The organism is Streptomyces sp. CWNU-52B (genome assembly GCF_047444975.1).
In the GTDB taxonomy this organism is placed as follows: Bacteria; Actinomycetota; Actinomycetes; order Streptomycetales; family Streptomycetaceae; genus Streptomyces.
Genome location: NZ_JBLFJV010000050.1, coordinates 202,852 through 221,838, shown reverse-complemented (window position 1 = coordinate 221,838; position 18,987 = coordinate 202,852). Strand labels below are relative to the sequence as shown.

The window sequence follows — 18,987 nt, the reverse complement described above, 5'->3', positions numbered from 1 at the left end:
TCCCATCACTTTGTTAGAGTGATGAGACAACGGTCCCATCACTCTGCGGGAGAGCCTCATGCGTGTTTTTGTCACCGGTGGTACGGGTCTGATCGGTTCCGCCGTCGTCGCCGAACTGCTCGGAAACGGTCATACCGTCCTCGCGCTGGCCCGCTCCGACGCTTCCGCGCTGGCCGCCGAGGAGGCCGGCGCGGAGTCCCTCCGGGGAGGTCTCGCCGATCTGGACGTCCTGCGCGCCGGCGCCGCTCGGTCCGAGGGCGTGATCCACCTGGCGTTCGGCAACGACTTCAGCAGTGCCGAAGCCCTCGCGAAGTCGGTCGCCGAGGAAACCGCCGCCATCGAGACCCTCGGCGAGGAACTCGCCGGCAGCGACCGCCCCTTCGTCACCGTCTCGGGCACGCCCCTCGCGTCGGGGCGGGCCTCCACCGAGGCCGACCCGGCGGCGACCGACGGGCCGGTCGGCGGCCGTGGCCTCGCGGTCACGGCGGCCTTGGAACTGAGCTCGCGCGGGGTCCGGAGCTCGGCCGTACGCCTGCCGCGCACCGTCCACAACCAGGGCGAGGGCGGGTTCGCCGGAATGCTGACCGGCATCGCCCGCCAGTCCGGCGTATCCGGCTACCCGGGCGACGGCGCACAGCGTTGGCCGGCCGTGCACGCGCTCGACGCCGCAGTCCTCTTCCGGCTCGCCCTGGAGCAGGCGCCGGCCGGCACGGCCTGGCACGCCGTGGCCGATGAGGGAGACACGGTGCGTGACATCGCCGCGGTCATCGGCCGGCGGCTGGGCCTGCCGGTCGAGGCGGTGCCGGCGGAGACCTACGGCCCGCTCGGCCCGATCTTCGCGACCGACCAGCCCTCGTCCAGCACCCACACCCGGCAGGCGCTCGGCTGGGAACCGAAGCACCCCGGCCTGCTGGAGGACCTGGAGAACATCCAGCCCTGACCGGCCGCGCGGCGAACTGCGCCGTCTTCCGGCCTTCACGGGCGCGGGGAACCGCGTGACCTCGGAGAGGCCTCGCGGGTTACGTTGGTCGGACAGCCGTACCGGAGCCGACCAACGGAGCCCGTGATGCCCTTCGCCCGACTGGCCTCAGCCACGACCCCCACCTGCCACATCGGGCTGGGCCTCGCCGCGATCGGTCGTCCCGGCTACATCAACCTCGGCCGGGACCACGACCTCGGAGAGGACCGCAGCGTCGAGGCGCTGCGCACCCGCACCCACGAACTCCTCGACGCGGCCTACGCCCAGGGCGTGCGCTACTTCGACGCCGCCCGCTCGTACGGACGCTCGGAGGAGTTCCTCGCCGACTGGCTGACGGCGCGGCCCGGCATCGACGACATCGTCGTCGGCAGCAAGTGGGGCTACACCTACACGGCCGGCTGGCGCACCGACGCCGAGGCGCACGAGATCAAGGACCACGGCCTCGCCACGTACGAGAGGCAGCGCGCCGAGACCGCCGAGCTGCTCGGCGACCGGCTCGACCTCTACCAGATCCACTCGGTGACGCCCGACAGCCCGGCCCTCACCGACAAGGAACTGCACGCCGCGCTGGCCGAAGCTGCGGCGCAGGGCATGACCGTCGGGTTCTCCACCAGCGGTCCCGCCCAGGCCGTCGCGATCCGCGCCGCGCTCGCCGTGTCCGTCGGCTCCGAACCGCTCTTCCGGACCGTCCAGGCCACGTACAACGTGCTGGACACCTCCGCCGGGCCCGCGCTCGCCGAGGCGCGTGACGCCGGGCTCACCGTGATCGTCAAGGAGGGCATGGCCAACGGCCGGCTCGCCGATCCGCACGCACCGGACGACGTGCGCTCCGTCGCCGAGGGGGTGGGGGCCGGCTCCGACGCCGTCGCCCTCGCCTTCGTGCTGCGCAGGCCCTGGGCGGGGGTCGTCCTGTCCGGCGCGGCCACCACCAACCAGCTGGCGTCCAACCTGCGCGCCGCGGTGGTCGACCTCGACGACGAACAGGCCGAGCGGCTGGAGAGCCTGGCGGAGGAGCCGGGGGCGTACTGGGAGCGGCGCGGCCGACTGCCCTGGCACTGACGCCGGCTCTGCTCCTGACCGACCGCGGGGGTTACGCCGCTTTGGCCTTCGTGGCGTACATGTCCACGTACTCCTGCCCCGACAGGCGCATGACCTCGGACATGACGGAGTCCGTCACGGCCCGCAGTACGTACCGGTCGCGGTCCATTCCCTCGTACCGGGAGAACTCCATCGCCTCGCCGAAGCGGACGGTGACCCGGCCGGGGCGGGGGAACCCGGAACCGCCGGGCTGGATCTTGTCCGTGCCGATGATGGCGAACGGGACCACGGGGGCGCCGGTCATCATCGCCAGCCGGGCGATGCCCGTACGGCCGCGGTAGAGGCGGCCGTCGGGGGAGCGGGTGCCCTCCGGGTAGATGCTGAAGACCTTGCCCTCCTCCAGCACGCGACGGCCGGTCATCAGCGCCGCCACGCCGCCGCGGCCGCCGTCCCGGTCGACCGGGATCATGCCGCAGCCGGTGAAGAACCAGGCCATCAGGCGGCCCTTGACGCCCTTGCCCGTGACGTACTCGTCCTTGCCGATGAAGAAGACCTGCCGGCTGCAGAACAGCGGCATGATCATCGAGTCGATGAACGTGAGATGGTTGCCGGCGAGGATGACCGGGCCTTCGCCCGGGATGCGCTCCGCACCCTCCACCCGTGGGCGGAACATCAGGCGCATGATCGGTCCGAGCACTGCCTTGATGAGCGCGAAGCGGGACAACGGGCCCTCCGGTGTCAAGGGGTGGGTGATAAGTCTGTGCAGGTGAGGACGATACTCGCGGGCGCGGGGGTCTTGCACATCGGGTTCACCGACTGGATACACAGTGTTGACTCCTGTTTACCTGGGGTGGTGCCCTGTCGCGTGGCTGTCATTCACCGGAGCCGGTGTGACGAACCCCGCATGTGGCTGCGCCGCCTGCGCCCCTTGTAGGCGGGGCTTCGCCCTCGCCTCCCCGGGGCTGTGCGTCGGGTGCGGGTGGTGTGTGGCTGGTTGCGCAGTTCCCCGCGCCCCTTGAAGGCGGGGCTTCGCCCGCGCCTCCCCAGGTCGGTCACCCACCCCCGCAGGGCCCCCAGCGTCACCCGTGTGTTCCGTCCAAGGTCTCCCGTCCGTCACCCGACCGCACCTACGATCAGTCCCGCTTTGACAGGTGCAGGGCAGTATGCGGAGGAGCGCTCATGAGTACGCAGAGGACCCACGGGTCGCACGGGTCGCACGGACCGAACGACGGCCGGAGCGAAGAGCCGAACGCGGCCGGCGGCCCAGGACGGCGCGCCCTGCTCGGCGCCGCCGTACTGGGCGCCGGCGGAGCGGTCCTCGGCCTCCCGGCCACGGCGAGAGCCGGCGAGAAGCACGGCAGCGGCGGCTACAAGAGCCTGCCGAAGCCGACGATCATCGGGCACCGCGGAGCCAGCGGCTACCGCCCGGAGCACACCCTCGGCTCCTACCAGCTCGCCCTCGACCTGGGCGCGCACATCATCGAGGCTGGCGACCTCGTACCCACCAAGGACGGCCACCTCGTGTGCCGCCACGAACCCGAGATCGGCGGCACGACGGACGTCGCCACGCACGCCGAGTTCGCGGGCCGCAAGACCACCAAGCTCCTCGACGGCGTCTCCACGACCGGCTGGTTCACCGAGGACTTCACGCTCGCCGAGCTGAAGACCCTCCGCGCCAAGGAGCGCATCCCGGCCAACCGCCCGCACAACACGCTCTACGAGGGCCGCTGGGAGATCCCCACCTTCGAGGAGGTGCTGCGCTGGCGCGAGGAGCAGAGCAGGAAGCGCGGCAAGGAGGTCTGGATCTACCCGGAACTCAAGCACCCCACGTACTTCCGCAAGCTGGGCCTCGGCCTGGAGGAGCGGGTGGCCAAGGTGCTGCGCAGGCACGGCCTGGACAAGAAGAACTCGCCGGTCATCCTCCAGTCCTTCGAGCCCACCAGCATCCAGCGCCTGAACAAGCTGGTGGACAACCCGCTCGCGGTGCTCCTGTCGTCCGCGAACAGCCGCCCCTGGGACTTCGAGGAGACCGGAGACCCGCGTACGGTCGCCGACCTGGTCGCGCCGGCCGGTCTGAAGTGGATCGCCTCCTTCGCGCAGGGCATCGGACCGACCCTCGACCTGATCATCCTCAAGGACGCGGCCGGCAACCTCACCACGCCGACCACCCTGGTCCGGGACGCGCACGCGGAGGGCCTGGTTCTCCACCCGTACACGATGCGCAACGAGAACCCCTTCCTGCCCGCGAACTTCCGCAAGGGCACCGACGCGGACGCCTACGGTGACGCCTTCGGAGCCTTCGCGACGTACTTCGCGACGGGCATCGACGGGGTCTTCACCGACAACCCGGACACCGGCCTCCTGGCCCGCGAGGACTTCCTCAAGAAGAACTGAGAAGGCCGAGAGGCCGAGAGGACCGACAAGGGCGAGACGAACGTCAACAACTGACCCGCCCGTGAGCCCGGTCGGGTGACGGTGGGCCGCCCCGGCAACCTCGTTCCGGGGCGGCCGCGTCGTGCCGCATATGACCCCCGACATCGTTGCCGCGCTGCGTCCCCTGCTCGTCGCCGAGGCCTCGGCGGAGGCATATGTCTCCGGAACCGAGCCGAGCGACCTGGAACAGGACGTCTGGGTGCGGCTGTTGGAGCGACTCGGCACCGAAGGGCCGCCCGCCGATCCGGCCTCCTGGCTGCGCGGCGCCGTCCGCTCCGAGGCGCGGCGCGCCGGACGCACCGCGAGCGTCGAGCGGCCGTACGCGACGGAGCCCGCCGACGACGGCCGGCCGGGCCCCGAGCAACTCGCGCTGGGTGCCGCCCGCCGTCGCGCCCTGTACTCCGCCGTGCGACGGCTGCCGGGCCGCTGCCCGCGCCTCATGGCGGCGCTGCTGTCCCCGGAGGACCTCACGTACCGGGAGATCGCGGGTGAGTTGGGTATCTCACAGGGCAGTCTCGGTCCGGAACGCTCCAGATGTCTGGGATGTCTGCGCCGAATGCTCACGGTGGAGGTTGCGACGCGTGAACCGCGGGGATAGGAGTGAGGGACAACCGGCGGAACAGGTGAGCGGGAGGCATGCACACATGGGCATGAGCGTGACCATCTCGGCGGCGACCGAACAGGACGCCGAACAGATCCTCAAACTGCAGTTCCTCTGTTACCAGAGCGAGGCCGAGCTGTACGGCGACTACAGCATCGAGCCCCTCACCCAGCCCCTGGAGTCCCTCAAGGCGGAGCTGGCGGGCGGCACGGTCCTGGTGGCCCGGCTCGGCGACGAGGTGGTGGCCTCGGTGCGCGCGGCCGTGGACACGGACGGCACGGCCCGGATCGACAAGCTGATCGTCCATCCGCGGATGCAGCGGCACGGGCTGGGCGGCCGGTTGCTCGACGCGATCGAGTCGCGCCTCGCGGCGGACGCCGGGGCCAAGAGCTTCCAGCTGTTCACCGGGCACCGCAGCGACCGCAATCTGCGGTTGTACCGGAAGCACGGCTACGAGCCGGTGTCGACGGAGCGGGTGGACGAGCGGCTCAGCCTGGTGCGGCTGGCGAAGGGCGCGGCCGCGGGCGCGTTTGTGGCCAGCGCTTAGGCCGGTCGCCTGTCCGCGGCGCCTCGGTGGCCCGCTGCGCGGTTCCCCGCTCTCCCCTCACGGGGCCGTCCTGCTCCTGCGCAGCCAGAACAGCGCCGTGACCGGGAGCAGGACCGGGATGAACAAGTAGCCCATCCCGTAGTCCGACCAGACCGTGGCGTCGGGGAAGGCGGACGGGTCGGCCAGCGTCCAGGTGCCCACGATCAGGACGCCCGCGAGCTCGGCGGCGCAGCACACCAGCGCCGCCCTGCGGGCCCGTTCGCCGCCCCGCACGAGCGAGTACGTGATGAAGCCGTACACGAGCCCGGCGACCGCGGACAGCGAGTAGGCGAGCGGCGCCTTGTCGAACTCGGTCGCGATCTGCACGGCCGAGCGCGACACGGCGCCGACGACCATCACCCCGTACAGCCACACCAGCAGGATGCCCGGACCGCCGATGAGCCGCGTCCGCCCGGACTTCCCGGCTTCCTCGGCCGCCGCGCCCTTCCCCGGCCCCTCGGCGGGTACCGCCATCTCAGCCTCCCCAGATGTCGTAGAGCCGCACTTGAAGCACGGCGAGCACCACGCCGCCCGCCGCGACCGTGACGGAACCCCAGCGGGTGCGCTCCGCCAGCGACATGAAGCCCGCCGCCGGGACGCACGCGAAGGCGCCGACCAGATACGCCACGAAGATCGTCGTGCCCTGCTCCGGCTTCTCGCCGCGGGCCAGCTGGACGACGCCGACCACGAGCTGGACCAGCGCGAGCACGCTCACCACGGCCATGCCGATGAAGTGCCAGTCCTTGGTCGGCTGGTCCCGGTAGGCGGCCCAGCCGCACCAGGCGGCGAGCGCGAGCGCGGCGACGGCCGTGGCGACCGTCAGGGCATCAAGCATGCCGTGACCCTATTACGGGCCAAAAGGCCCGATGAGCTCGCCCCCGGGGTGCCCCGTAGGGTCGAGGGCATGAAGATCCGAGCCGATGCCCTGCTGTTCGACAACGACGGAACGCTCGTCTCGTCCCTGGAGTCGGTGTACCGATGCTGGAGCAGGTGGGCCGCGGAGTACGGGATCACCGCCGAGGAGTTCGCCCGGGTCGAACTGCACGGCCGTCCGGCCGCCGAGATAGCAGCCGACCTGCTGCCGGTCGCCAGGGTCGCCGAGGCCGTCGTGCGCATCGAGCAGCTGGAGGTGGAGGACGTCGTGGGCGGCGTGCACCTGCTGCCGGGCACGAAGGCGCTCCTCGACTCGCTGCCCGCCGACCGCTGGGCCGTCGTCACCTCCGCCACCCGGCGGCTGGCCGAGGCCCGGCTCGGTGAGGTCGGGGTCCACCCGAAGCACCTGGTCGCCGCCGACGACATCACGCGCGGCAAGCCCGACCCCCAGCCGTTCCTGCTGGCCGCCCGGCGGCTCGGCGTGGACCCGGCCCGCTGTGTCGTCTTCGAGGACGCGCCCGCGGGCCTGCGGGCGGGGCGCGCGGCCGGCATGACCACCGTGGCCTTGACCACAACCCACCGGGCCGCCGAGCTGACGGCGGACGTCGTCGTCGAGGACCTCTCGGCCGTGTCCGCACTGGTGACGGACGGGGGAGTGGAACTCTCCGTCCGGGACTGAGGGTGTCCACCGCTGTCCGTGATGTGGGACAGCGGTGCCCTGTCCGACGCAAAGATCTGCTTTACTTTTCTCATGACCACGACGAGCAGCCGCATCCTTGCGACCGAGGCGACAGTAACGCCCGGTGCTCGCTGTATGTGTCGAATGTGCGCCTTCTAGAGGGCCCCCGCACCACCCGCAGCCTCGCGCCCCGAAGCGAGAGCGCTCACGTCCGCCCGTACGTCCCCTTCGTACGCGACTGAGCCCGCCCCGCGCACGCAGTTCTGCCGAAGCCCGGTCCCCGACGCCACCGCGTGGACGACCGTGCCGCGTTCGACCGAATGCACCCGTGCCCGGCGCACACCCACGCCCTGCACTCGACAGTGACGGAAACCCCAGTGATCACGACAACAGGCCTGACGAAGGTTTATCGGGCGCACCGTTCGAGCGGCCGGGAGATCACCGCCCTGGACGGCGTCGATCTGCACGTCCGCGAAGGCGAGGTGTACGGCGTCATCGGACAGTCGGGCGCCGGCAAGTCCTCCCTCATCCGCTGCGTCAACCTGCTGGAGCGCCCCACCGCCGGCACGGTGACCGTCGACGGACAGGACCTCACGGCACTCGCCGGGCGCGGTCCGCGCGCCGGCCGGGAGCTGCGCAAGGCGCGCAGCCACATCGGCATGGTCTTCCAGCACTTCAACCTGCTGTCCTCGCGGACGGTCCAGGACAACGTCGAGCTGCCGCTGGAGATCCTCGGGAAGTCGGGCAAGGAGCGGTCCCGCAAGGCGCTGGAGCTGCTCGACCTCGTCGGGCTCACCGACAAGGCCAAGGCCTACCCGGCCCAGCTCTCCGGCGGCCAGAAGCAGCGCGTCGGTATCGCCCGCGCCCTGGCGGGCGACCCGAAGGTGCTCCTCTCGGACGAGGCGACCAGCGCCCTGGACCCCGAGACGACCCGCTCGATCCTCCACCTGCTGCGCGACCTGAACCGCCAGCTCGGTCTGACCGTGCTGCTCATCACGCACGAGATGGACGTCGTCAAGACCGTCTGCGACTCGGCCGCGCTGATGGAGAACGGCCGGATCGTCGAGTCCGGCACCGTCACCGAGCTGCTCGCCACCCCCGGCTCCGAGCTGGCCGCCGCGCTCTTCCCGGTGAGCGGCGACGCCTCGGGCGAGGACCGCACGGTGGTCGACGTCACCTTCCAGGGCGACGCCGCGACCCAGCCGGTCATCTCGCAGCTCTCCCGCACGTACAACATCGACATCTCGATCCTCGGCGCCGCGATGGACACCGTCGCCGGCAAGCAGGTCGGCCGCATGCGCATCGAACTGCCCGGACGGTACGAGGAGAACGTCGTGCCGATCGGCTTCCTGCGCGAGCGGGGCCTGCAGCTCGACGTCGTCGAACAGCCCGCCCGGACGTCCGTGCCGGTGAAGGATGGTGCCAAGTGACCTGGTCCGAGATGCAGCCGCTGCTGGAGCAGGCGTGTTGGGACACCCTCTACATGGTCGGCTGGTCGACGCTCATCGCCGTCGTCGGCGGTCTGCCGCTCGGCATCCTGCTGGTCCTCACGGACCGGGGCGGCCTGCTGCAGAACACCGTCCTGAACAAGGTGATCGGGCAGGTCGTGAACATCGCCCGCTCGATGCCGTTCATCATCCTGATGGTGGCGCTGATGGGCTTCACCCGCTCCATCACGGGCACCACCATCGGCCGTGAGGCCGCCATCGTGCCGCTCGCGATCGGGGCGATCCCGTTCTTCGCGCGGCTGGTCGAGACGGCCGTCCGGGAAGTGGACGGCGGGCTCGTCGAGGCCGTGCAGTCGATGGGCGGCAACACCTGGACCGTGGTCCGCCGGGTCCTCGTACCCGAGTCGCTCCCGTCGCTGATCTCCAGCACCACGACGACGATCGTCGCCCTCATCGGCTACTCCGCGATGGCCGGCACCGTCGGCGCGGGCGGCCTGGGCGACATCGCCATCCGGTACGGCTACCAGCGTTTCGAGACCGAACTGATGTGGATCACCGTCGGCATCCTGGCCGTGGTCATCTCCCTCATCCAGTTCGTCGGCGACTACGCCGCGCGCAGGCTGCACCGGCGCGGCGGCCAGTCGGGGGCCGGTCCGCGGCTCAGGCTGCTGAGGAACAGGCCCCGGACGGGGTCCGCCACTCAGGAGCCCGCCGCCACCGACTCCACGGACACGGCTGCCGCGACCGACACCGACACCGGCTCCGGTTCCGGCACCGGTTCCGGTTCCGGGGGCAGCTCCGCCGAGGTGTCCACGGCCGACGCCGGCAAGGTCGCCTGAGACCCGACCGGTCCCGGCGGCTTCCGGTACGTACGTCCTCACCCCACCCCACCCGCAGATGTCCCCGCACACCCTTCGCGGGGTCACCCAGCCCCAATGGAAAGGCACTTTTCGTGCGTAACACCGCAAAGATCGCCACTGCCGTCCTCGCCGCCGGAGCCCTCACCCTGGGCCTCACGGCCTGCGGCTCGGACAAGGACGACGCCTCCGACACCAGCGGTCCGCTGATCGTCGCCGCCAGCCCCGTGCCCCACGCGGAGATCCTCACCTATGTGAAGGACAACCTCGCGAAGGACGCCGGACTCGACCTCCAGGTCAAGGAGTTCACGGACTACGTCCTGCCGAACACCGCGACCGAGGACGGCTCGGTGGGCGCCAACTACTTCCAGAACCAGCCGTACCTCGACGACTTCAACAAGAAGAACGGCACGCACATCGTGCCCGTCGTCACGGTGCACCTGGAGCCGCTCGGCCTCTACTCCAGCAAGATAAAGAAGGCCGACGACCTCAAGAGCGGCGCGACGGTCGCCGTCCCGAACGACACGGTCAACGAGGCGCGGGCGCTCAAGCTCCTCGACGCCAACGGGATCATCACGCTCAAGGACGGCGCGGGCAACGACGCGACCCCCAAGGACATCGCGAAGAACCCGAAGAACCTCAAGTTCAAGGAGCTGGAGGCGGCCCAGACCCCGCGCTCCCTCGACGACGTCGACGCCGCGGTGATCAACGGCAACTACGCCATCGAGTCCGACCTGAAGCCCGCCGACGACGCCCTCGTGCTGGAGTCCGCCGACAACAACCCCTACGGCAACTTCCTCGCCGTCAAGGAGGGCCAGGAGGACGACCCGCGCGTCAAGAAGCTCGCCAAGCTCCTGACCTCCCCCGAGGTCAAGAAGTTCATCGAGGGCAAGTACGCCGGCTCCGTCATCGCGTCGTTCTGACCCGCTCGGCATCGCCCTGAGGAAACCTGAAGAAGCCTGAAGAAACCCGAGGAAAGCCGACGATGCGCAAGCCCGTCATCTCCGCGGCCGTCGCCGCACTGTCCCTCGCCCTCGCGCTGACCGCCTGTGGCGCGCAGGACAAGGGCTCCGGCGGCGGAGGTGACGACGGCGCGCTCGTCGTCGGCGCCACCGCCGTCCCGGCCGGCGAGGTCCTCGCGTACATCAAGAAGGACCTCGCCGCGAAGAACGGACTCGACCTGGAGATCAAGGAGTTCACGGACTACGTCCTGCCGAACACCGCGCTCCAGGAGGGCTCGCTCGACGCGAACCTCTACCAGAACGAGCCCTTCCTGGACGACTTCAACAAGTCCAAGGGCACCGACCTGGTCCCGGTCGTGGACGCGTACCTGCCGCCCATGGGCGTGTACTCCAAGAAGGTCCAGGACGTCGGCGAGCTCCCCGACGGAGCCACCGTCGCGGTGCCCAACGACACCACCAACGAGGGCCGCGCGCTGAAGCTCCTCGCGTCCGAGGGTGTCATCACGCTCAAGGAGGGCGCCGGCCCGACCGCGTCCCCCGCGGACATCGCGAAGAACCCGAAGAACCTCAGGTTCAAGGAGCTCGAACCGGCTCAGCTGCCGCGCTCCCTGGACGACGTGGCCGCCGCGGTGATCAACAACAACTACGCCCAGGACGCGGGCCTCAGCCCGGCCGACGACGCCGTGCTGCTGGAGTCCGTGAAGGACAACCCGTACGCGAACCTGCTCGCCGTGAAGAAGGGCGACGAGGACGACCCGCGCGTCGAGAAGCTGGCCAGGCTCCTGACCTCCGCCGAGGTGCGGAAGTTCATCGAGGACAAGTACAAGGGGTCGGTGCTGCCCGTCACCGCCGGCTGACGTCGTTTCAGCTGTGCCACGGTGTCGACTCGTCGACAAGGAGCCGACCCCGTGGTGCAGTTCGGCGCTCACATGCTGCATGCTGGGCAGTTCAGCAGGTCCGACGGTCCCTGATGGTTACGGAGCGGCGCATGACGAACACCTTCCCCGACATCTCCCTGAACACGGAGCGGTTGGTGCTGCGCCCTCTCGAGGACGAGGACATTCCTGCCTTCACGGAAATGATGAACGACGAGCAGGTCGCCGCCTGGACGTCCGTGCCGCAGCCCTTCACCGAGGCCGTCGCCCGCGACTGGCTCGACGAGCGCTCGCCCTCGACGCGCACCTCGGGCCGCGGACTCGACCTCGTCGTCACGGAGTTCCTCACGCAGCGGCTGGTCGGCATGATTCAGCTGGTCAATACGGATTGGCATGTCCGCTCCACAGAGCTCTCGTACATCATCGCCCCCTGGGCGCGCGGCGAGGGCTACGCGTCCGAGGCGTCGCTCGCCACCGCCCAGTGGCTCTTCGGCGACCAGAAGTTCGAGCGCCTGGAGCTGCGCACCGCGGCCGACAACACCGCCTCCCAGCAGGTCGCGCAGAAGATCGGCTGCATCAGCGAGGGCGTCCTGCGCGGTGCCTGTATAGCCCGCACCCGCACCGAGGACGGCCGCTGGGAGGACCTGCGCACCGACTTCATCGTGTGGGGCCTGCTTCCCGAGGACATCGAGGGCATAGCCGAGCAGCTCGCCGACACCGGTGGTTTCACCTCGTACTCCGACTGGAACTGAACCGGAGGGGCCCGCACCCCCACCCGCTCTCCGGGACGTCACGAGGTACGCTCGCGACGCTCCGCACGCCCGGCCCGACGGCCCGCGTCCCTCCACTTCCGAACCTCCGACCTGCGACCTGCGACGACTCGAAGACTTCAGGAGACTGACAACGATGGCCGACCGGGTCACGGTGATCGGCTGTGACGGCTCGCCGCTGACCGACGCGGCGCGCTCGGCGCTCGGCGCCGCCACGCTGGTGGCGGGCGCGGCACATCACCTGATCCTCCCCGAGGTCCCCGCCGCGGCCGAGCGCGTCCGGCTCGGCAGCGTCGCCCTCGCGGCCCGCCGCATCGCCGCCCATCGCGGCTCGGCCGTGGTGCTCGCCGACGGGGACCCCGGCTTCTTCGGAGTCGTACGCACCCTGCGCGCCCCCGAGTTCGGTCTGGAGGTCGAAGTCGTCCCCGCGGTCTCGGCCGTGGCCGACGCCTTCGCCCGCGCGGGCATGCCCTGGGACGACGCACAGGTGGTCGTCGCACACCGGCGCACCCTGCGCCGCGCGGTGAACGTGTGCCGCGCCCACACCAAGGTCGCCGTCCTCACCTCACCGGGCGCCGGACCCGCCGAACTCGGGCTGCTCCTCGAAGGGGTCCACCGCACCTTCGTGATCTGCGAGGAACTCGGCACCGAGCGCGAGCGGGTCACGGTCCTCACCTCCGACAAGGTCGCCGACCACACCTGGCGCGACCCGAACGTCGTCATCGTCCTGGGTGGCCCGGTCACGGCCTCCGAGGGCGGCGGCTGGATCGCCGGCCGCGACCCGGGCACCGGGCCGCGCGGCTGGGCGCTGCCCGACGACGTGTACGGCGACGCGCTCGGCGAGGGCGAGACCGAGGTGCTCCGCGCCGCCCAACTCGCCCGCCTGGGCCCGCGGATCGGCGACCTCGTGTGGGACATCGGAGCCGGCAGCGGCGCCTTCGCGACGGAGGCCGCGCGCCGCGGCGCCGCCGTCCTCGCCGTCGACCGCGACCCGGACGCCTGCGCCCGCACCATGGCCACCGCCCGCCGGTTCGGCGTCCAGCTCCAGATCACCCACGGCACCGCCCCGTACATCCTGGAGAACCTCCCCGAACCGGATGTCGTACGGGTCGGGGGCGGCGGCGCCGGGGTGGTCTCCGCGGTCGCCGACCGGCGCCCCGAGCGCATCGTCACGCACGCCGCGACCCGCGACGCCGCCGAACTCATCGGCAGGAACCTGACGGAGCACGGCTACCGGGTCGAATGCGCCCTCCTGCAGTCCGTGGAGCTGGACACCCGCGCCTGGACGGAGAAGGAGCGCAGCGTCGTCTTCCTGCTCTCGGGCGAGCTGGGACGGCGCGACGGGCCCCGCTGAGGTGCGGTGACCGCCGTGGGCGGGCAGCCCCGGGCCGGGTGGCCTGATCGCGCCCTGTGATCCTGTCAGCCTACCGCGCGCGGTAGGCTGAGCGATTGTTGTACTGCATTCGGGTTGTCCGATATTTCGCCGGTCAATGCCCGCAAAACACACCCATTTTGGGGTGTGTGTGGTACGGCAGAACCGGAGGACGCGCAACGTGGCGCAGTCCACAGCGGGCCGTGACGGATCACCCTGTCGCGGTGGCGGGCCGACCGCGACAATGCCAGTTAATGGCTTTGTCGACCGGCCGTTCGTGCCGCCCGGCCCGTGTGCTCGTTACTCATGACGGGTGGTCGGTGCGCCGCCCCGGACGAGCAGGTCGTAGGAGCACTAAACCGATGGGCGAGGGGTACGCATGACCGACACCGGCCAGGTCCCGGGCGAGGGACTGCCGGAGAGCGCAGGCATGGTGGAGCAGCCGGGCGCCCCCGCCCCCGACGCGTATGCCTACCTCTCCGAGTCGACCGCCGAGGACGAAGACCTGTTGCTGCTGCCGGGCGCCCAGAGCGCGTGGGGCAACGAAGTCGCCCCGCCGGCCCCGGCACCCGTCGTCGAGGCCGTCCACGAGCCCGGTCCGCACGAGACGTCGGGCCGCGACAGCGGTTCGGTCGACCTCAGCGCCGTCCGGATGTCGTCCTCCGCGCCGCAGCCGCCCGTCGCCCGCCGTCCGCTGCACCTCGGCCCGCCGACCCCGGACGGCGCGGGCAGCCCGGTGCGCTCGCTGGCCGACCGGGGTCCGGCGGGAGCGCCCGCCACCCCGTTCGCCGTACGGCAGGTCGCTCCGCTCACCTCCGGTCCCGAGTACCTCGACGTGCCGCGCGACGAGGTCGCGCTGCAGGGCGCGGCGCCCTGGGGAGCGCAGACGCAGGTCCAGGTGCAGGAGGTCGCGCCTCCGGTGGCGCAGGCCGCCCCCGAGGGCATGGCTGAGGCCATGGCCGCGGAACCGGTCTTCCCGGAAGGCGCCGGGGCGCACGCGAGCGACCCGGTGGCCGCCGGGGCCGAGTCCGTGCCGGTGCCGGTCGCACAGGTGTCGGACACGGTGTCCCAGACAGGGGACGGGTCGCTCGCCGGAAACCAGGGCCCCCTGGTCCCGCAGGAACCGGCCGAGGCGGCTGAGCAGGCCGAACCGGCTGAGCCGACCGAGGCGCCGGTCGCGGAACAGCCGGCCGGAGCCCCGCAGCCGCAGGACGCTTCGCCTGCCGAGCAGATCCCCGAGGTCCCGAGCCCTCAGGCAGTCGTGGAGCCGGTCGAGGCCATACACGTTCCTGAGGCCGCACTCGTTCCTGAGGCCGTACAGGTTTTCGACGAGGCGTACGCCCCGCCGCAGCAGCCGGAGGCGATGCGGCCTCCCGAGCAGCCTGCCGACCTCGGCCGGCCCGTCCCGGAGCCCGCCCAGGTCCCGGAACCGGTGGAACCGGTAGTGGTGCAGGACTACGCGCAGGCCCCCCAGCTCGCCGACGGTTCGCTGTTCCCGCAGGCACCGGAGGGCGGCCAGGGCCCCGAGTTCGTCCAGTCCGTCCCGGAGTTCGCGCCCGGTCAGCAGGCACCCGAGGCACAGGGCTTCGTGCAGGCCGCCCACCTGGCGGCGGACCCGCAGTCGGTGCACCCGACGGAGCCGCCGGAGCAGCCGCCGCAGCCGATGGCGGAAGCCGAGCCGGTCGTCGTCGCGGACGCCGCGCTGGCTGCCCCGCAGTTCCAGGACGCCCCCGAGGCCGCTCAGCCCCAGGACGTTCTCCCGCAGGTCGAGCAGGTCGAGCAGGTCGAGCTGATCGGGCAGGCCGAGCAGCCCGTCGGCCGGTTCGTACCCGTCGAGGGCACGGTTCCGACCACCCCGCACCTGGCTCCCACCCCGCCGCACGGCGTGACGCCGACGCCCCTCCCCGAGGTACCGGCCGAGGAGACGGCGGCCCCGGCCGCGGTGCCCGTCGAACAGCCCGCCGCCGAGCCCGAAGCGTTCGAAGCGGTTCCCGACGTCGGCATCGCGCCCGAAGAGGAACCCCTCCTCGTGCTGCCGGCCCCCAGGGAGCCCGAGCCGGTCCCCGAGGCCGCCGAACCCGCGGCGATCCCCGTACCGGAGACGCCTGCCGAAGCCGTCGAACCCGTCGAACCGGTCGAGCCCGCTGAGGGTGCCGAGGCCGTCGACATCGAGGCCCCGGAGCTCGCGGTCGTACAGCAGGCGGCGGACCTGGACACCCTGGCCGCGGCGGACCAGGAAGAGGGCACGGCCGCCGTGGACCGGCCGCGCGAGTCCACCGGTCCTGCCGCGCCCGCCTACGACGACGCCGAGCGCGAAGCGGTCCTGCGGGTGATGCGTGAGCGCCGTGACATCCGCAACGGCTTCCGCAGCGACCCCATCCCGCACGATGTGCTGCTCCGCGTCCTGGAGGCGGCCCACACGGCGCCGTCCGTCGGCCACTCCCAGCCCTGGGACTTCGTCGTCATCCGCTCGGCCGAGACCCGGCGCTCGATGCACGAACTGGCCGAGCGCCAGCGTGAGGCGTACGCGAAGTCGCTCCCCAAGGGCCGCGCCAAGCAGTTCAAGGAACTGAAGATCGAGGCCATCCTCGACACCCCGGTGAACATCGTCGTCACCGCCGACCCGACCCGGGGCGGCCGGCACACCCTGGGCCGCCACACCCAGCCGCAGATGGCGCCGTACTCCTCCGCCCTCGCGGTGGAGAACCTGTGGCTCGCGGCCCGTGCCGAGGGCCTGGGCGTGGGCTGGGTCAGCTTCTTCGACGAGCGGGAGATGGTCCGCGGCCTCGGCCTGCCCGAGCATCTGGAGGTCGTCGCCTACCTCTGCGTCGGATACGTCGACGAGTTCCCGGCCGAGCCCGAGCTGATGCAGTCGGGCTGGTCCAAGCGCCGCCCGCTGTCCTGGGTCGTCCACGAGGAGACGTACGGGCGGCGTGCCCTGCCCGGCGAGGCCCCGCACGACCTGCTCGCCGAGACGATCACCAACATCCGCCCGCTGGACGCCAAGGCGCTCGGCGAGGCGTGGGAGCGCCAGAAGCGCATGACCAAGCCGGCCGGGGCGCTCGGCATGCTGGAGATCATCTCCGCGCAGCTCTCCGGCCTCTCCCGGATGTGCCCGCCCCCGATCCCGGAACCGGCCGCCGTCGCGATCTTCGCGGGCGACCACGGCGTACACGCCCAGGGCGTCACCCCGTGGCCGCAGGAGGTCACGGGCCAGATGGTGGCCAACATCCTCGGCGGTGGCGCGGTCTGCAACGCGTTCGCCGCCCAGGTCGGCGCCGAGGTCTGCGTCATCGACGTGGGCGTGGCCTCCGACCTGCCCGCGACCCCCGGCCTGCTGCCGCGCAAGGTCCGGGCGGGCACGGCCGACATGACGACCGGTCCCGCGCTGACCCGCGAGGAGGTCAGGGCGGCCATCGAGGTGGGCATCGAGACCGCGCGCGACCTGGTGGCGGCCGGGAACAAGGCCCTGATCACGGGGGAGATGGGCATCGCCAACACCACCGCGTCGGCGGCCCTGATCTCCGTCTTCACCGGCAGCGACCCGGCCGAGGTCACGGGCCGGGGCACCGGCATCAACGACGAGACGCTGGCCCGCAAGACCGAGGTGGTGCGCCGCGCGCTGGAGCTCCACCAGCCGGACCCGACCGACCCGATCGGCGTCCTGGCGGCCGTCGGCGGTCTGGAGCACGCCGCGATGGTGGGCCTCCTCCTCGGCGGCGCCTCGCTGCGTACGCCGGTGATCCTGGACGGTGTCAGCGCCGGAGCCGCGGCGCTGGTCGCCCGCGCGATCGCCCCCGAGGTCCTCGCGGCCTGCATCGCGGGCCACCGCAGTGCCGAGCCCGGCCATGTGGCCGCCCTCAACAAGCTGGGCCTGCGCCCCCTGGTCGACCTCGACCTCCGCCTGGGCGAGGGCACCGGCGCGCTCCTGGCCCTGCCCGTGGTTCAGAGCGCGGCAAGGGCGATGCACGAGGTGGCGACGTTCGACTCGGCGGGGGTAACCGAGAAGTAGGCCGAGTTGGCGGTCCGTGGGCAGGCGTTCCGCACGGCGGAACGGGTGTGCACGGACCGCCAACGGACCGGCACGCCGCGGGGTCCGGGGCGCAGCCCCAGTTTCGGGAAGGGCCGGGCCGGGGGAAAGAACCCCCACCCACTCCGGCAGCCCCCCGCCCCGCACTCTAAAATCCGCACGTCAGGGCCGCTCCACCGCAGCAGCGCGCCCCCGCGCACCGCCCGCACGCCTGCATGAGGAGCCGCACCGCCATGGCCGAAAACCCCGCCTACCCCGTAGGCCTCCGCCTCTCCGGCCGCCGCGTCGTGGTGCTCGGCGGCGGCCAGGTGGCCCAGCGCCGTCTCCCCGCCCTCATCGCGGCGGGCGCGGACATCCACCTCGTCTCCCCGTCCGCGACCCCGTCGGTCGAGGCCATGGTGGACGCGGGCGAACTGACCTGGACCAGGCGCCGGTACGAACCGGGCGACCTCGCGGAGTCCTGGTACGTCCTGATCGCCACCCCCGACTCCACGGCGAACACCGCGGCCTCCGCCGAGGCGGAGGCACGCCGCGTGTGGTGCGTCCGCGCGGACGACGCGGACGAGGCCACGGCCTGGACCCCGGCGACGGGCCACAGCGAGGGGGTCACGGTGGCCGTCCTGACCACCGACGTCAAGGGCCGCGACCCCCGCCACACCGCCGCCATCCGCGACGCGGTGGTCGAAGGGCTCCGCGACGGCACCCTCGTCGCACGCCACCACCGCACCCGCACACCCGGCGTCGCCCTGGTCGGCGGCGGCCCCGGCGACCCGGACCTGATCACGGTCCGCGGCCGCAGGCTGCTCGCCGAGGCCGACGTGGTGATCGCCGACCGCCTGGGCCCCCGCGACCTGCTCGCCGAACTCCCGCCCCACGTCGAGGTGATCGACGCGGCGAAGATCCCGTACGGCCGCTTCATGGCCCAGGAGGCCATCAACAACGCGCTCATCGAACACGCCCAGCAGGGCAAGTCGGTGGTCCGGCTGAAGGGCGGCGACCCCTTCGTCTTCGGCCGCGGCATGGAGGAGGCCCAGGCACTGGCCGAGGCCGGCATCTCCTGCACGGTCGTACCCGGCATCTCCAGCTCGATCTCCGTCCCGGGCGCCGCGGGCATCCCGGTCACGCACCGCGGGGTCGCCCACGAGTTCACGGTCGTCAGCGGCCATGTCGCCCCCGACGACGAACGTTCCCTGGTCGACTGGGCCGCGCTCGCCAAGCTCCGCGGCACCCTGGTCGTCCTGATGGGCGTGGACAAGATCGGCGCCATCGCCCGGACGCTCATGGACAACGGCAAGGCGGCCGGTACCCCCGTGGCGCTGGTCCAGGAAGGCACGACCGCGGCGCAGCGCCGTGTCGACGCGACCCTCGCGACGGTCGCCGAGACGGTCCGTGCCCAGGAGGTGCGGCCCCCGGCGGTCATCGTCATCGGAGAGGTCGTGACCGTGGGTACGGACGGCTCGTTCGAGACAACTGAGTAACCCCGG

17 protein-coding genes are annotated in these 18,987 nt (G+C 71.8%); 14 read left to right on the top strand and 3 right to left on the bottom strand.

What is annotated here, in order from left to right; translation table 11 throughout:
• Positions 1-58: 58 nt before the first annotated feature.
• Together ACLVWQ_RS33835 and ACLVWQ_RS33830 are read left to right on the top strand one after the other, a co-directional pair.
• A complete protein-coding gene (locus tag ACLVWQ_RS33835; protein ID WP_414113056.1) occupies positions 59-940 on the top strand; it encodes an SDR family oxidoreductase in 882 nt (293 codons plus the stop codon).
• Positions 941-1,066: 126 nt separating this feature from the next.
• Positions 1,067-2,038: an aldo/keto reductase gene (locus tag ACLVWQ_RS33830; protein WP_414113055.1), complete on the top strand. Its 972-nt coding sequence runs from the start codon at positions 1,067-1,069 to the stop codon at positions 2,036-2,038.
• 31 nt (positions 2,039-2,069) lie between these two features.
• Here the strand turns inward: ACLVWQ_RS33830 and ACLVWQ_RS33825 are convergent, their stop codons facing one another.
• Positions 2,070-2,759, bottom strand: a complete 690-nt coding sequence (locus ACLVWQ_RS33825; protein WP_414113054.1) for a lysophospholipid acyltransferase family protein — start codon at positions 2,757-2,759, stop codon at positions 2,070-2,072.
• Positions 2,760-3,196: 437 nt separating this feature from the next.
• Between ACLVWQ_RS33825 and ACLVWQ_RS33820 the strand changes: the two genes are divergently transcribed.
• From ACLVWQ_RS33820 to ACLVWQ_RS33810, 3 genes are all read left to right on the top strand, one after another.
• Positions 3,197-4,411 (top strand): glycerophosphodiester phosphodiesterase, encoded by a 1,215-nt coding sequence (locus ACLVWQ_RS33820; RefSeq protein ID WP_414113053.1) that lies wholly within the window; start codon positions 3,197-3,199, stop codon positions 4,409-4,411.
• A gap of 130 nt (positions 4,412-4,541) precedes the next feature.
• Entirely contained in the window at positions 4,542-5,048 is a 507-nt protein-coding gene (locus ACLVWQ_RS33815; RefSeq protein ID WP_414113052.1) for a sigma-70 family RNA polymerase sigma factor, read from the top strand.
• A 46-nt stretch (positions 5,049-5,094) separates the two neighbouring features.
• Positions 5,095-5,598, top strand: a complete 504-nt coding sequence (locus tag ACLVWQ_RS33810) for a GNAT family N-acetyltransferase (protein ID WP_414113051.1) — start codon at positions 5,095-5,097, stop codon at positions 5,596-5,598.
• A 57-nt stretch (positions 5,599-5,655) separates the two neighbouring features.
• Here ACLVWQ_RS33810 and ACLVWQ_RS33805 read toward each other — a convergent pair whose 3' ends face one another.
• Together ACLVWQ_RS33805 and ACLVWQ_RS33800 are read right to left on the bottom strand one after the other, a co-directional pair.
• Complete coding sequence (locus ACLVWQ_RS33805) at positions 5,656-6,111, bottom strand: hypothetical protein (protein ID WP_414113050.1); 456 nt, start codon at positions 6,109-6,111, stop codon at positions 5,656-5,658.
• A gap of 1 nt (position 6,112) precedes the next feature.
• Entirely contained in the window at positions 6,113-6,472 is a 360-nt protein-coding gene (locus ACLVWQ_RS33800; RefSeq protein ID WP_414113049.1) for a hypothetical protein, read from the bottom strand.
• A 69-nt stretch (positions 6,473-6,541) separates the two neighbouring features.
• Here ACLVWQ_RS33800 and ACLVWQ_RS33795 point away from each other — a divergent pair, with 69 nt between their 5' ends.
• The 9 genes from ACLVWQ_RS33795 to cobA all read left to right on the top strand — a co-directional run bounded on the left by ACLVWQ_RS33795 (position 6,542) and on the right by cobA (position 18,981).
• Positions 6,542-7,189, top strand: a complete 648-nt coding sequence (locus ACLVWQ_RS33795; protein WP_414113048.1) for an HAD family hydrolase — start codon at positions 6,542-6,544, stop codon at positions 7,187-7,189.
• A gap of 320 nt (positions 7,190-7,509) precedes the next feature.
• The gene (locus ACLVWQ_RS33790) at positions 7,510-8,619 is read left to right on the top strand and encodes a methionine ABC transporter ATP-binding protein (protein ID WP_414113047.1); all 1,110 of its coding nucleotides are present in this window, start codon (positions 7,510-7,512) and stop codon (positions 8,617-8,619) included.
• A complete protein-coding gene (locus tag ACLVWQ_RS33785) occupies positions 8,616-9,476 on the top strand; it encodes a methionine ABC transporter permease (protein ID WP_414113046.1) in 861 nt (286 codons plus the stop codon). The genes ACLVWQ_RS33790 and ACLVWQ_RS33785 overlap by 4 nt, the downstream gene beginning before the upstream one ends.
• Positions 9,477-9,589: 113 nt before the next feature.
• Positions 9,590-10,417 carry a MetQ/NlpA family ABC transporter substrate-binding protein gene (locus ACLVWQ_RS33780; protein ID WP_414113045.1) on the top strand — a complete coding sequence of 276 codons (828 nt, stop codon included), beginning with the start codon at positions 9,590-9,592 and terminating at the stop codon, positions 10,415-10,417.
• Positions 10,418-10,479: 62 nt separating this feature from the next.
• Entirely contained in the window at positions 10,480-11,313 is an 834-nt protein-coding gene (locus ACLVWQ_RS33775) for a MetQ/NlpA family ABC transporter substrate-binding protein (RefSeq protein ID WP_414113044.1), read from the top strand.
• Positions 11,314-11,444: 131 nt separating this feature from the next.
• Positions 11,445-12,083, top strand: coding sequence for a GNAT family N-acetyltransferase (locus tag ACLVWQ_RS33770; RefSeq protein WP_414113043.1), 639 nt, complete (start codon positions 11,445-11,447; stop codon positions 12,081-12,083).
• A 154-nt stretch (positions 12,084-12,237) separates the two neighbouring features.
• Complete coding sequence (cbiE, locus tag ACLVWQ_RS33765; RefSeq protein WP_414113042.1) at positions 12,238-13,455, top strand: precorrin-6y C5,15-methyltransferase (decarboxylating) subunit CbiE; 1,218 nt, start codon at positions 12,238-12,240, stop codon at positions 13,453-13,455.
• 397 nt (positions 13,456-13,852) lie between these two features.
• On the top strand, positions 13,853-17,485 hold the full coding sequence (cobT, locus tag ACLVWQ_RS33760; protein WP_414113041.1) for a nicotinate-nucleotide--dimethylbenzimidazole phosphoribosyltransferase: 3,633 nt from the start codon (positions 13,853-13,855) through the stop codon (positions 17,483-17,485).
• 251 nt (positions 17,486-17,736) lie between these two features.
• A complete protein-coding gene (gene cobA / locus ACLVWQ_RS33755) occupies positions 17,737-18,981 on the top strand; it encodes a uroporphyrinogen-III C-methyltransferase (protein ID WP_414113040.1) in 1,245 nt (414 codons plus the stop codon).
• Positions 18,982-18,987 lie beyond the last annotated feature (6 nt).